Consider the following 13528-nt stretch of genomic DNA (forward strand, 5'->3'; position numbering starts at 1 on the left):
AAATGAATCAAACAACAATAGCAAAAGAAGTTAAAGGTGTTGGTATAGGTTTGCACAAGGGTGAGCCTATTAGTATAAAATTAGAGCCATTAGAAGCTGGTAGTGGTATAGTGTTTTATAGAAGTGATTTGGGAATTTCTTATGAAGCAAAGCCTGAAAATGTCATCGATACACAAATGGCTACTGTAATAGGCGATCATAGGGGTTATGTTTCTACTATAGAACATTTAATGAGCGCAATTAATGCTTATGGTATTGATAATGTGCGTATAGTTTTAGACGCAAACGAAGCTCCTGTAATGGATGGTAGCAGTATAGGTTTTTGTATGATGCTTGAAGAAGCAGGTATAAAAGAGCTTGATGCGGCAAAAAAAATTTTAGTGATTAAAAAAAGTGTAGAAGTAAAAGAAGGCAATAAATTTGTGCGTTTAAGTCCTACGGATATGCCTATTATAAACTATACAATCGAATTTGATAATCCTATTATAGGCAAACAAAATTATTGTTTTGAATTTAGCAAACAAAACTACATAGAGCAAATAGCAAGAGCAAGAACTTTTGGATTTTTAAAAGATGTTCAAGCTTTAAGAGCTATGAATTTAGGTCTTGGTGGAAGCCTAGAAAATGCTGTTGTGATTGATGATAATCGTATTTTAAATCCTGAAGGTTTGCGCTTTAAGGATGAATTTGTGCGTCATAAAATTTTAGACGCTATTGGGGATTTAACCTTGCTTGGATGTAGAGTTTTTGGAGATTATACTTCTTATGCAGGTTCACACAAGCTTAATCATCTTTTAACTAAAGAACTTTTAAAAGATCCTAGTACCTATGAAGTGGTAAGCTTAGAAAAAAGCACACATAAGGTTTACGAAAAGGTTTTTGCATAAAAAAGGTTACTTTGCTTTTAAATGCCATAGCAAAACCTTTAATGCTTGGTATTTATGAAAATGATTTATTGTTAAATACCATTGAAAGTGATTTAAAAGTTAGCGAGGTTTTACCAAAAATATTGCAAGAATTACTTTCACAATATGAGTTTGAAAAGCTTATTTATGTACATGGGCCAGGTTCTTACATGGGTATAAAGATTTCTTATGTTTCTTTTGAGACATTAGCCATAGTCAAAAACATTCCTTTAAAAGCAATCGGTGCTTTTGAGTTAAATAACAACACTCCTATACCTGCAAACAAACATTTATGTTTTGTAAAAAAAGACAATGGTGAAATTATTTTAGAGAAGACACAAGCAGGAAGTTTTTTTATGCCTCAAAGTTTAAAAGGTTTAAATTTAAGCAAAGAAAATACACCTTTTTATGTTTTAGATGCAATTAATTAAGGTAAAAAATGAAAATTTTAGTTCCTGCGACAAGTGCAAATTTAGGTCCTGGTTTTGATTGTTTGGGCTTGAGTTTAAAACATTTTAATCAAACTATAGTTGAAAAATCTAAATTTTTTAGTATTAACATACATGGAGAAGGTGAAAATAATATCTATCTTAAAAAAAATAATACTTTTGTTAATATTTTTTATGAAATTTATCAAAGACTTAGCGGTAAAAAAGATAATTTTCGTTTTGTTTTTCAAAATAATATCCCTTTAGCAAGAGGTATGGGAAGTTCTTCTGCTGTAATAATTGGAGCTATTGCTTGTGCTTATGAATTAAGCGGATTTAAAGCAGATAAAAATATCATTTTAAATGAAGCTTTAAAATATGAAAATCATCCAGATAACATAGCTCCAGCAGCTCTTGGAGGTTTTGTGTGTGCATTAAATCACAATCAAAAAGTCTTAGCTATAAAAAAAGAAGTAGATAAAGACTTACAAGCTGTTATAACTATACCAAATGTAGCGATGAATACTCAAAAATCAAGAACAGTTTTAGCTAAAAAAATTAATCTAGAAGATGCTGTTTTTAATCTTTGTCATGCTTCATTTTTAACAGCTTGTTTTTTAGAAAAAAAATATGACATGTTGAAATATGCAAGTTTAGACAAACTTCATCAAAATCAAAGAATGAAACTTTTACCTGAGCTTTTTGAAGTACAAAAATTAGCTTTAGATAATAATGCTCTCATGAGCACGCTTTCAGGCTCAGGTTCGAGTTTTTTCACTCTAGCTTATAAAGATGATGCTAAACAAATCAAAGAAAAAATCAAAAATAAATTTGCTAAATTTAGAGTTGAGCTTTTAGAATTTGATGATGAGGGCTTTAAAATTTGCTAAAAATTCCAAAAAAAAGATATAATTTTGAAAAACCATATACCCATTAGAATGTGCATTGTTTGCAAAGGTCGTTATGAAAAGCAAAGTTTGCATCAATTTCAAATAAAAAATTCTCAAATTATCACTAAAGTGGAATTTGGTAGGAGTTTATATATTTGTAATCCATGTTTTGAAAAAGATGAAAAAACATTGCAAAAGGCTTTTATGAGAGCTTGCAAAGGCAATTTTTATGGCAGTATAAATCAGCAGGATTTAAAGGAGATATTTTTTAATGACAGATGTAAAGATTAGCGAAATCGCTCAAGAGTTAGGATATACTAGTAAAGAAATTATAGAAAAAGCCAATGAAATAGGCTTAGAGGATATAAAATCCCCTAACAAAAAAGTATCTTCTGAAATCGCAGAAGCGATTTATCAATATGTACAATCAGGTGAAATACTAGATGTGGTAAAAAAAGTGGCAAAGCCTAAAAAAGAAAGTGCGACTAACAAAACTACTACTAAAAAAGAAGAAAACAAAAAAGAAGAGAAAAAAACTACTAAAAAAGAAACAAAAACTCCTGTTAAAACAACAAATGAAAAGAAAGAAGAAAGTAAAAAAGAAGAAAAGCAACCTGAAAATCCTATTAAAAATGAAGCATTAGAGGAAAAAAAAGAAGAAATTAAATTCGATGAAAAACTAGGCTCTAATTTAAATTTAGCTAAAAGAAGAGGTTTAGTTATCGTTAAAAAGAAAAAAGAAGAAAGCAAAGAAAACCAAACAAACAATGGAGAAAAATCTAATATACAAAATACTCAAGGCTTGAGCCTTAGTATGATTTTTTCAAATTCAGATGAGAATTTAAAAAGAAAGAAAAAAGAAAAGAAAAATCATCCTGCGACAAGTAAAAAAGAAAACACTACTAAAATGGATCTTTTAGGAGATAAAGACTTTGCTGATATTTCTTTAGAAGATGACGATATGGTAGTTTTACCTGATTTTAGTGTAAAAGAAAACAAACCAGCACAACCATCAAACAAAAAACAACCAAATATTTTAAAGCAATCTTTAAATAACTCTATCAACCCATTTGGCGAGGGTGGTATACAAAGAAGAAGTCGTAAAAAACCACCTAAAAAGGTAGAGAAAAAAGAAAGTGAAGCTATAACAAGTGTAAGCATACCTAAAGAAATTCGTGTGTATGAATTTGCTGAAAAACTTGGTAAAAACACCGGAGAAGTTATCTCTAAACTTTTCATGCTTGGTATGATGACAACTAAAAATGACTTTTTAGATGAGGATGCTATAGAAATTCTTGCTGCTGAATTTGGAGTGGAGATTAATATCATTGATGAGGCTGATGAGTTTGATTATGTAAAAGATTATGATGAAAATCAAACAGAAGAAAATTTAAGCCAAAGAGCTCCGGTTATTACTATTATGGGGCATGTTGATCATGGTAAGACTTCTTTGCTTGATTATATAAGAAAATCACGCATTGCAAGTGGCGAAGCAGGTGGGATTACTCAGCATGTGGGCGCTTATATGGTGGAAAAAAATGGTAGAAAAATCACTTTTATCGATACTCCAGGCCATGAGGCATTTACTGCTATGCGTGCAAGGGGAGCTAGTATAACGGATATTGTTATTATCGTAGTAGCTGCAGATGATGGGGTAAAACCACAAACTAAAGAGGCGATCAATCATGCAAAAGCAGCTAATGTGCCTATCATCATTGCTATTAATAAAATGGATAAAGAAAACGCAAATCCTGACATGGTAAAAACCCAACTAGCAGAAATGGACATCATGCCAGTAGAATGGGGTGGAAGCCATGAATTTGTGCCAGTTTCAGCTAAAAAAGGTGATGGTATAGAGGATTTACTTGAAATTGTATTATTACAAGCTGATATTTTAGAGCTTAAAGCAAATCCAAAAGCCCATGCTAAAGCAAGTATTATAGAATCTTCAGTGCAAAAAGGTAGAGGTCCTGTGGCTACTATCATCGTGCAAAATGGTACTTTAAGGGTAGGAAATACAGTCGTAGCAGGGGAAGCTTATGGTAAAGTGCGTGCTATGAGTGATGATCAAGGCAAAGCTTTAAAAGAAATAGGTCCAGGTGAGTGCGGGGTGATCATAGGTCTTAGTGAAGTAGCCGATGCAGGAGAAACTTTAATAGCTGTAGATAGCGATAAGCAAGCAAGAGAATATGCTAATAAACGCCATGAATACAATCGTCAAAAAGAACTAAGCAAATCCACTAAAGTAAGTATAGATGAGCTTGGTGCAAAAATCAAAGAAGGTAATTTAAAAGCCCTTCCTGTGATCTTAAAAGCAGATGTGCAAGGTTCACTTGAAGCGATTAAGGCTAGTTTAGAAAAACTTAAAAACGATGAGATTAAGGTTAATATCATCCATAGTGGAGTAGGTGGGATTACTCAAAGTGATATAGAGCTTGCAAGTGCGAGTGAAAACTCTATCGTTTTAGGCTTTAATATACGCCCAACTGGTGAGATTAAAGAGCGTGCCAAAGATAAAGGCGTAGAGATAAAAACTTATAATGTTATTTACAATTTGCTTGATGATGTAAAAGCCTTACTAGGCGGTATGATGAGTCCTATTATCTCCGAAGAGCAACTTGGTCAAGCTGAAATTCGCCAAGTGATCAATGTGCCAAAATTAGGCCAAATCGCAGGTTGTATGGTGACAGAAGGCACGATCAATCGTGGCGCGAAAATCAGGCTCATTAGAGATGGGGTTGTGGTATTTGAAGGTAATGTAAGCTCGCTCAAACGCTTTAAAGATGATGTAAGAGAAGTTGCAAAAGGCTATGAATGCGGTGTAGGCATAGAAGGTTGTAATGATATGAGAGTGGGGGATTATATAGAAAGTTACAAAGAAGTTGAGGAACAAGTAAGCCTATGAACCCAGCCGAAATCAAAAAGCTACGCACAGAAAGCATTTTAAAAGAACTTATACCAGAAGCTTTAGCAAATTTAGACAACGAAGCTTTAAAAAATTTGTGCGTAGTGGATGTAGAGTGTAAAAAAGGCAGATACGATGCTTTTGTGTATTTAGATAAAATGTTTTTTAATACCCAAGAGCAAGAAATCATACTCAACCAACTCAAAAAAGCCGCCCGTGCTTTGCAAAATTACTGCATGAGCGAGCAAGGGTGGTATAGATGTCCGAATTTTCACTTTAAATTTGATGATAGATTAGAGTATCAAAATCATATGGATGCTTTATTTGAAAAAATCAAAAAGGAACAAAATGAATCTTGAAGCACTTTGTAAAGAAGCAGGGCTTAGCTTTTATGATGATGAGCTAGTAAGTGAAAATGGTAGAAAGATTTATAGAATTTATGTGCAAAAAGAAGGTGGAGTAAATCTTGATGATTGTGCTAAGCTTAGTGAGATTTTATCGCCTATTTTTGATGTAGAGCCACCTGTGAGTGGGGAGTATTTTTTAGAAGTATCAAGCTGTGGGCTTGAGAGAAAACTTAGTAAAATAGAGCATTTTGCAAAAAGCATTAACGAACTTGTAAAAATCACAACTAGTGAAAAAGAAAAAATCGAAGCAAAAATCATCGCCGTAGATGATGAAAATATCACTTTAGAAAATTTAGAAACTCAAGAAAAAACTACTATAAATTTTAGCGATATAAGAAAAGCTAAAACTTTCATACAATGGTAAAAATTTAGAAATCTAAATTTTTACTTATCTTTTGTATAATTAAATTTAAATACAAAAACAAAAAGGCGTATAATGCTTGAAAATAAATATGATTATAATATAAGCAAAAAAGATAAAAATGGCAATGTGTATTATCATTTTCCAAAAGATGAAGATGAATTTAAAGAAGCAGTTGTAAAAAATGGCGGCATGAGTGTATATGTTTATCAAGATGATAAATTAATAGATGAATTTCATACAAAAAGTCAAGGTTATAAATGGACTTCGCCTGTTTTTAATTATTTAAAAACTATGCATAAAGATAGTGAATATTTTTATAGATATTATAAAAATTGTAAATTTTTTGCAATTGTGGATTAAAGGAAAATAGTATGAATGTTGTTGAATTTCACTTTTCAAATGGAAATAAAATACAAGCACAAATAGAAAACTCAAACGAAAAAATTTTTAGAATATTTTTGGAAAAAAGATTAAAGACTGTTAATCAATATATCAATACAGCAAAATATGCAATTAAAGAATGCAAAAGATTAAATATTGTTAATAGAGATGATTTTGATACATTTCAAATAAACTCTATGGAAGTTTTAATAAATTTGTCATTTGAACTGAAAGATGGATTATTACAAGAATATAATTTTAAGAGCGGAAAAGGTTGTCCGCATGCTTGCATTAATTCTCACTATTTGGAATTTGTAAAATATGTCAATGCTTATAAAAATTATGTTTCAAAAGATATGGTTAAGTATTTGAAAACAAGAGGCGGCGAGAAAGAATTTAAAGTAGAAATAAAAAATCAAAAGATAAAAGTTATAACGAGTGCTGATGCTGTTGGGCTATATTCTTTAAATAGGTTTTTAGAATATAGTGTTTTAAGTAAAAATGAAGATGATTTATATGCTAAACCATTATTTGGAGATATATTAAGTAGCTCAAATCTTAGTGTAGTTAAGCAAAGTGAAAATGAAAAATTTTACAAAGAGCATTTTTTGAAAATGAAAAAAACACCAAATGAAAATCAAAATCCACCTTTAAATCAAATTCTTTATGGACCTCCAGGGACAGGAAAAACTTATCATACTATAGATAAAGCTTTGGAGATATTGGGTGAAAATTTAGCAAATAAAGATAGAGATGAGAAAAAAGCAAAATTTGATGAATATGTAAAAAATAGGCAAATAGTTTTTACTACTTTTCATCAAAGCTATGGATATGAAGAATTTGTAGAAGGTATAAAGCCTCATATAGATAGCAAAGAAAATTCTAAGGAAGTAGAATACGAAATAAAAGACGGAATTTTTAAAGAACTTTGTAAAAAAGCTTTGGATAATTATGAGAATAGTATCTTAAATATAGATGAGTTAAATAAAAAAATAGAATTAAAGGAAAAAGTTGAAAATTTTTTAAATTGGCTTTTGGAAACAAATGAGCCTATTGGTAAAACAAAGGGTGGAAATTTCTTTGTTGTTGATATCAATGATAAAACGGTTATGATTTATAGTGAAGGAGTAGAGAGATTTGATGGAAATTTTAATTTAAGTATATCTATATTTATGGAATTATTAAAACACAAAGATGAATTTAATAATGCCGCTGAAATGTTTAAAAAAGTATTTGATAGAGATTATGCCGATAGAACTCATACTTATTATTTTAATTTAGTGAAAAAATTTAAAGCATATGAAAAACAATCAACTGCAAAGAATGAAAATAAGAAAAACAACGATAATTCTTTAAAACCTTATATAATAATCATAGATGAGATTAATCGTGGTAATGTAAGTAAGATTTTTGGTGAGCTTATCACTTTAATAGAACCTAGCAAAAGAATAGGTAAAGAAGAAGAGTTAAAGGTAACTTTGCCTTATAGTAAAGATGAATTTGGAGTGCCTAAAAATGTTTATATCATAGGCACTATGAATACAGCTGATAGAAGTATAACTTCACTTGATACAGCTTTGCGAAGACGCTTTGAATTTATCGAGATGATACCTAAACCTAATGTTTTGTCAGATAATTGCGAAGGTGTTAATTTGCAAGAATTATTAAAAGCTATTAATACTCGCATAGAATACTTGCTAGATAGAGAAAAGACTATAGGACATGCATTTTTTATAGGCATTGAGAATTTAGAGAAATTAAAAAATGTTTTTCAAAATAAAATCATCCCATTATTGCAAGAGTATTTTTATAATGATTATGCTTTGATTGACGCAGTTTTAAATAAAAATGGTATGTTGGAAAATGTTATTGTTGAAAATAAAGATTATTTAAAAAATATGACAGAATTTATAGAAAGTGATAAGGTTATTTATAAGTTTAGTGATAGTCAAAAATGGGATGAAGCTACTTTTAAAAAAATATATGAATAATGAAAACAATTAACACCTTTTCTATCATCGAATACCAAGATTTTTCTAAAGAAGATTTAAAAGAAATTTTCAAAGAAAAAGCTGAAATATTTTATAAAGAGCTAGAAGACTTTGCAAAAAATAATGAAAGTCTTCTAGGCTTTAAAAACAAAAATACCTTAAAAGCTAAAAATTATATCGGCATTATACAGACTAAAAGCGGTGTTTTAGAGATCTTACCAAAATGTACAAATTTGGATAGCTATAAAAAAGAAGATAAATCCTCAAATTATGATAAAGAAAAATTAAAAAAATACTACGAATTAGAAAATATCTCTAAAAATGATGATTTTTATAAAAAAGATTGTGAGATTAATCCTAGTATTCTTTTAATCAACATGCTAAAAACCTTAAAAAATTCTCCCTTTAAAAAGTCTCAAATTTCATCTTTGCAAATTGCTAAAATGCCTTTGTTTGAAGTATTTATCACGATGTTTTTAGATGAATTTGATAGTGTGCATAAAAAAGGTTTGATGAGATCTTATGTAAGTAGCGAAGAAAACAGAGCTTTCTTAAAAGGAAAATTACTATTCAATGAGCATATAAAATCAAATTTAATACACAAAGAAAGATTTTTCACAAGTAGCGATGAATTTGTTTTAGACATAGCACCAAATCGTTTGATAAAATCAACATTAAATTTTTTAAAATCCAAAACAAGCTTGAATAAATTTAAAATCATCAAAGCTATGCAAATGCTTGATGAGGTAGAATTTTCTACAAATTATGAAAAAGATTTTAGTTTTAAAATTTCAAGACATTTTGATTATTATGAAAATATACTTTCTTGGTGTAAGATATTTTTACAAAATCAAAGCTTTGCTCCATATAAAGGTAAAAACGAAGCCTTTGCTTTACTTTTTCCTATGGAAAAACTTTTTGAAAACTACGTGGCTTATATGTTTAAACTTGCTAATCCTAGTAAAAATATAAAAGCCCAAAGTCATGGAAAGTATCTAATTTCAAAAAATGATGAAAAATGTTTTATGTTAAAGCCTGATTTATATATAGAAAATAAAATGATATTAGATACCAAATGGAAAATTCCAGATGATAACGAAGATGAGAAAAAGCATGGCATATCGCAAAGTGATTTATACCAAATGTTTGCTTATGCAAATAAATACGAGATAAAGGAAATTTATCTTATTTATCCTCTATGCGAGAGAACTTTTGACTTAAGAGAGAAATTAAAAACTAAAGATATTAAGTTTTTAGCACAAGGTTTTTTAAAAGCTTGCGATGAACATGTAAAGCTTAAGGTATTTTTTGCACCTTTACCTTTTTAAAACAAGTAATCTTGATCTAGTTTCCATTTTTGCGCAATGCTTTTGTCAAGTTTATGGCAGTTTCTAAACATTTTATGCATATAATCAACTTTACTTGTATCCCAATTAGATAAGTCTTGATTAAAATTAACGCAATTTTCAAACATAAAATCCATATTTTTTACTTTAGAAATATCCCAACTCGATAAATCCTGATTAAAATTTTCACAACCTTCAAACATTGAAGCCATGTTTTTTACATTTGAAACATCCCAATATTTTAATCCTTTAAAATCACTTCTTGTAGAATTTTTAAATAATTCGCTCATATCTGTGATAAAGCGGGTGTCTATATCTTTTAAATTAATTTCATCTTCAATCAACTCTTTTAACTCATCTTTTGTTTTTGGGTGATAATTTTTTAAAGATAAAATTTTCGTGTAAATATAATATAAAAATACTATACCTATAAGAATTGCTCCGATTATTAATATAGCACCAATTATGAAAGAGAAGACAAGCATAACAACATCGATATTATAGTATATTAAAAGCCCTATTCCTACGATTGCTCCAATTATGAGTGTTGGGATTAATATAAATAAAGCTAAACCTAGCCATAATTTCCAAAAAGCTAAGAGTAAAAGTATAAATATCATTATTCCTACGATAGTCCAAATCATATTATTCCTAATTAATTATATTAATTTTATTATATTGATTATTTATTGATAAGTGATTAATATATTTTGCTATATTTTTAAAAATAAAATTATAGAAGGCAATATGAATCACGAATTTTATATGAATTTAGTCATAGATGAAGCTTGGAAATATCAGCTTTTAACCTACCCCAATCCAGCCGTAGGTTGTGTGATCTTAGACAAAAATGGCAAAATTTTAAGCATAGAAGCACACAAAGAAGCAGGCAAGGCTCATGCAGAACTTGAAGCAGTGAGTAAAGCCTTAAAAGCACTTAATCCAAATTTAGATTTACCACAAAATGCAAACGATTTGCATGAGTTTATTTGTCAAAATCATCAGGGGTTGTTAAAAGGCGCTAGTGCTTATGTGAGTTTAGAACCTTGCAATCATCAGGGTAAAACCCCACCTTGTGCGAAACTTTTTAGCACGCTTGGTTTTAGTGAAGTTTTTATCGCTACTAAAGATGAGCATAAGCTTGCAAGCGGTGGGGCAGAGTTTTTAAAAGATCAGGGTATAAAAGTTCATATGGGAATTTGCGAGCAAAGAGCCAAAGAGCTTTTAAAACCTTTTTTAAAATGGCAAAAATCAAGTTTTAAATTTTTTAAACTAGCTCTTTCTTTAAATGGCTCTGCTTATGGCAAAATCGTAAGTTCTAAAGCAAGTAGAACCTATGCTCACGCATTACGCTCAAAGCTTGATTTGCTAGTAGTAGGTGGAGAAACTATAAGGCATGATAGGCCTATTTTAGATGCAAGGCTAGCTCAAGCTAAAGCACCAAATTTATGCATACTAAGCCGTCAAAATTTAGAAAGTTTTGATTTAAACATTCCTTTATTTAGCGTAGCTGAAAGAGAAATTTTTACAAGCATTCCTAGTGAAGCAAAGCTCATCATGTATGAGGGCGGGGAGAATTTTTTAAAAGCCTTTAAAGATGAGTTAGATATGCTTTTGATTTTTTCAAGCTCGAATTTAAATACCTTTGAAAATGTTAAGTTAGATTTAAAGCTAAAGCCTTTATACAAAGGCTTTTTAGAAAATGATACTTATGGATTTTATGAGATTATTAAATCTTAGTAGATTTTTTGTGAGCTTACTTGTGTGAAAAATTGCGCTAAAGTGTTAGCAAAAAAGCTAGCACTTTGCTCTTCTAATCGTTTTAAAAACTTATCTATAGCATCTTCTTTTTGCCAGATAGGGTTTTGCACTTTGGCTAGTTTTTCTAACTCTTTTTTGGCTTGCTCGTAATTGCCTATTTTATCAATGAGTTTTAATTTTAAAGCCTCATTTGCTAAAAATACTTTCGCATCAGCCCATGAGCTTGTTTGATTTAAATCTAGCTTGCGATTTTTAGCGACAAATTGTGTGAAAAGCTCATAGCTTTGATTAGCTAAATTTTGCAAAAAGTCTTTTTCATCTTTGCTCCATTTACGCATGAAAGTTCCTGTTTCTTTATAGCTTCCTGCTTTGATGGTTTGCTCATTTATACCAAGTTTTTGTGCAAGCTCACTTACTTCAAAGCCTTGCATAATTACCCCAATAGATCCTACAAAGCTAGCAGGATTAGCGATGATCATATCAGCTCCTACTGCGCTTAGGTAGCTTCCACTTGCTATAGTTCCACCTGCATAGACTACCACAGGTTTTTTAGCTTTAAGATCTTGTATAGCTAAAGCTATTTCCATGCTTGGTGCAAAAGCTCCACCAGGACTATCTATAAAAAGCAAAACCCCTTTTATAGCTTTATCATCTTTGACTTTGTAAATTTGTTCTAAAAGATTGCTCGCATCGCTAATTTCACCTTTAAGATTAATTTGAGCTAGGTTTGCATTAGAAAGTTTGGCATTATCCCCGCTTGGAGTAAGGATCAAAAACACGATAAACAAAAACACAAAGGTTTTAAAATAAGTGTTGATATAAGAAATGGTTTTTCCAATTCCTTTAAAAAATGATTTTATAATCTGCATTCTTTTCCTTTTTAAGTTGTTTAATCAAAAATTAAATCCAAAATTTGACACCAAATTAACATTATACTGATTTTTATAAATTTCATTTAATAATTTTATATCAAAAAAGAATGTTTTATTTGGTTTGAAATTTAGTCCAAGGTTAATGTTGAGTAAGTTAGTATCTAAATCATAGTATTGTTTAAATTTTTGATTTTTAAAATCAATAAAATTTGCATTATTGCTTATCTTTTTTCCTGTTAATCTTTTTTCATACAATATAGAACCTGTTATAGTATTTTTATTTTCATCTAAATTTGGTAATACATAAGAAGAAGTAATCCCTAAAACTAAAGATGTGCTGTTGTGTTTTATGCTATCGTAAGATTTTGAAAAAATTCCACCGCTTTCACTAAATGCATTTTGTTGAAAATAATTGTAATTAAAATATACCAAAGGAGTTAAATTTAAATTTTTATTATAACTAAATTCTTTTGCTACACCTAATTGGGTAGAAGTTATCAATCCATTATATGTTCCTTTTAAAGTATCTGAATTTAGTATATATCTTTGCATGTTGCTTGAGTATAATCCTATGCCAATACCGCTTAAAATTTTAAAATTTTCTAAATTCAAAATATAATTGCTTGATAAATTTGCGTTTTTTGTTTTGATATTAGATGTTGAAAAATCAACATTAGAATATGAAGTACTTAAATGCGTTGCGAACATTGAAGAATTAATTTCTTTTCCTACGCTAAGATTGAGTCCATAGGAGCTTCCATGAAAATCATTACCATATATTTTTTTAAAACTAGGTCCCATTTGGAAGATATATGTTTGATTATCATAAAAATTAAAATTAGCTACATCACTTTGATATAATAAATTTGTCGGATAAGTATTACTAGCTAATCTAATATCCTCCATAGGTGTATTTATGAAAGTTGGATTAAGAGTCGAGAGCATGTTATTTTGTCCGAAATTACTGTAGGTGTTTAATAATTGGATTGAATTGGATAAATAATCATTTGATTCCAAGCTTTTTAGACTACTTTGAACGATTTTTTTATCTGCATTATCTAGTAAAATAAAATAATTTTTATAGTTTTCATTTAAGTTATCCATCATTCTAATGCTTCTTAATACTTGTCCTATGGTGCTATTTTGAGTATTATATGCATTGTTTTTTATAATAGGCTTGACTATTATTTGAGAGTTATCATGCTCAGGTTTTGGCTCAGGTTTTGGTTCAGGTTTTGGTTCAGGTTTTGGTTCAGGTTTTGGTTCAGGTTTTGGTTC

General features: G+C 29.7%; 13 protein-coding genes and 1 pseudogene. 11 read left to right on the forward strand and 3 right to left on the reverse strand.

The window, feature by feature from the left end; all coding sequences use genetic code 11:
* Positions 1–2 precede the first annotated feature (2 nt).
* The 10 genes and pseudogenes from lpxC to L8W64_RS06350 form a co-directional block, all read left to right on the forward strand.
* Complete coding sequence (lpxC, locus tag L8W64_RS06305) at positions 3–887, forward strand: UDP-3-O-acyl-N-acetylglucosamine deacetylase (protein WP_263660735.1); 885 nt, start codon at positions 3–5, stop codon at positions 885–887.
* A gap of 41 nt (positions 888–928) precedes the next feature.
* Positions 929–1336: a tRNA threonylcarbamoyladenosine biosynthesis protein TsaB gene (locus L8W64_RS06310; protein WP_263661653.1), complete on the forward strand. Its 408-nt coding sequence runs from the start codon at positions 929–931 to the stop codon at positions 1334–1336.
* Between the two features lie 8 nt (positions 1337–1344).
* Positions 1345–2223, forward strand: coding sequence for a homoserine kinase (gene thrB / locus L8W64_RS06315; RefSeq protein WP_263659729.1), 879 nt, complete (start codon positions 1345–1347; stop codon positions 2221–2223).
* A 24-nt stretch (positions 2224–2247) separates the two neighbouring features.
* The gene (locus L8W64_RS06320) at positions 2248–2514 is read left to right on the forward strand and encodes a DUF448 domain-containing protein (protein WP_133319640.1); all 267 of its coding nucleotides are present in this window, start codon (positions 2248–2250) and stop codon (positions 2512–2514) included.
* Positions 2495–5128, forward strand: a complete 2634-nt coding sequence (gene infB / locus L8W64_RS06325) for a translation initiation factor IF-2 (protein ID WP_263673203.1) — start codon at positions 2495–2497, stop codon at positions 5126–5128. The genes L8W64_RS06320 and infB overlap by 20 nt, the downstream gene beginning before the upstream one ends.
* Positions 5125–5487, forward strand: a complete 363-nt coding sequence (gene rbfA / locus L8W64_RS06330; protein ID WP_039617407.1) for a 30S ribosome-binding factor RbfA — start codon at positions 5125–5127, stop codon at positions 5485–5487. Before infB ends, rbfA begins: the two co-directional genes overlap by 4 nt.
* Positions 5477–5899 (forward strand): ribosome maturation factor RimP, encoded by a 423-nt coding sequence (gene rimP / locus L8W64_RS06335; protein ID WP_263673204.1) that lies wholly within the window; start codon positions 5477–5479, stop codon positions 5897–5899. The genes rbfA and rimP overlap by 11 nt, the downstream gene beginning before the upstream one ends.
* A gap of 72 nt (positions 5900–5971) precedes the next feature.
* Entirely contained in the window at positions 5972–6259 is a 288-nt protein-coding gene (locus tag L8W64_RS06340; protein ID WP_263660738.1) for a hypothetical protein, read from the forward strand.
* Between the two features lie 11 nt (positions 6260–6270).
* Positions 6271–8271, forward strand: a complete 2001-nt coding sequence (locus tag L8W64_RS06345) for an McrB family protein (protein WP_263662865.1) — start codon at positions 6271–6273, stop codon at positions 8269–8271.
* A pseudogene (locus L8W64_RS06350) lies at positions 8271–9501 on the forward strand (McrC family protein); the annotation flags it as partial. The gene L8W64_RS06345 and the pseudogene L8W64_RS06350, both read left to right, overlap by 1 nt.
* 94 nt (positions 9502–9595) lie before the next feature.
* On the opposite strand, the gene L8W64_RS06355 reads toward L8W64_RS06350, so the two are convergent.
* A complete protein-coding gene (locus tag L8W64_RS06355; RefSeq protein WP_181800989.1) occupies positions 9596–10261 on the reverse strand; it encodes a BspA family leucine-rich repeat surface protein in 666 nt (221 codons plus the stop codon).
* A gap of 103 nt (positions 10262–10364) precedes the next feature.
* Between L8W64_RS06355 and ribD the strand changes: the two genes are divergently transcribed.
* Positions 10365–11357, forward strand: a complete 993-nt coding sequence (gene ribD, locus L8W64_RS06360) for a bifunctional diaminohydroxyphosphoribosylaminopyrimidine deaminase/5-amino-6-(5-phosphoribosylamino)uracil reductase RibD (protein ID WP_263673211.1) — start codon at positions 10365–10367, stop codon at positions 11355–11357.
* On the opposite strand, the gene sppA is transcribed toward ribD, so the two are convergent.
* Together sppA and L8W64_RS06370 are read right to left on the reverse strand one after the other, a co-directional pair.
* Positions 11354–12247 carry a signal peptide peptidase SppA gene (sppA, locus tag L8W64_RS06365; RefSeq protein ID WP_263673213.1) on the reverse strand — a complete coding sequence of 298 codons (894 nt, stop codon included), beginning with the start codon at positions 12245–12247 and terminating at the stop codon, positions 11354–11356. The genes ribD and sppA overlap by 4 nt on opposite strands.
* 24 nt (positions 12248–12271) lie before the next feature.
* A partial coding sequence (locus tag L8W64_RS06370; RefSeq protein WP_263673215.1) for an autotransporter outer membrane beta-barrel domain-containing protein occupies positions 12272–13528 on the reverse strand: 1257 nt, incomplete at its 5' end.

Origin of the sequence: Campylobacter sp. IFREMER_LSEM_CL1097 (assembly GCF_025772225.1) — a bacterium.
GTDB lineage: Bacteria > Campylobacterota > Campylobacteria > Campylobacterales > Campylobacteraceae > Campylobacter_D > Campylobacter_D lari_D.

Bases quoted from the DNA above. Each gene is read 5' to 3' on its own strand.
- lpxC (WP_263660735.1), top strand. From the start codon at position 3: ATGAATCAAACAACAATAGCAAAAGAAGTTAAAGGTGTTGGTATAGGT.
- L8W64_RS06310 (WP_263661653.1), top strand. From the start codon at position 929: ATGCTTGGTATTTATGAAAATGATTTATTGTTAAATACCATTGAAAGT.
- thrB (WP_263659729.1), top strand. From the start codon at position 1,345: ATGAAAATTTTAGTTCCTGCGACAAGTGCAAATTTAGGTCCTGGTTTT.
- infB (WP_263673203.1), top strand. From the start codon at position 2,495: ATGACAGATGTAAAGATTAGCGAAATCGCTCAAGAGTTAGGATATACT.
- rbfA (WP_039617407.1), top strand. From the start codon at position 5,125: ATGAACCCAGCCGAAATCAAAAAGCTACGCACAGAAAGCATTTTAAAA.
- rimP (WP_263673204.1), top strand. From the start codon at position 5,477: ATGAATCTTGAAGCACTTTGTAAAGAAGCAGGGCTTAGCTTTTATGAT.
- L8W64_RS06340 (WP_263660738.1), top strand. From the start codon at position 5,972: ATGCTTGAAAATAAATATGATTATAATATAAGCAAAAAAGATAAAAAT.
- L8W64_RS06345 (WP_263662865.1), top strand. From the start codon at position 6,271: ATGAATGTTGTTGAATTTCACTTTTCAAATGGAAATAAAATACAAGCA.
- L8W64_RS06355 (WP_181800989.1), bottom strand. From the start codon at position 10,261: ATGATTTGGACTATCGTAGGAATAATGATATTTATACTTTTACTCTTA.
- ribD (WP_263673211.1), top strand. From the start codon at position 10,365: ATGAATCACGAATTTTATATGAATTTAGTCATAGATGAAGCTTGGAAA.
- sppA (WP_263673213.1), bottom strand. From the start codon at position 12,247: ATGCAGATTATAAAATCATTTTTTAAAGGAATTGGAAAAACCATTTCT.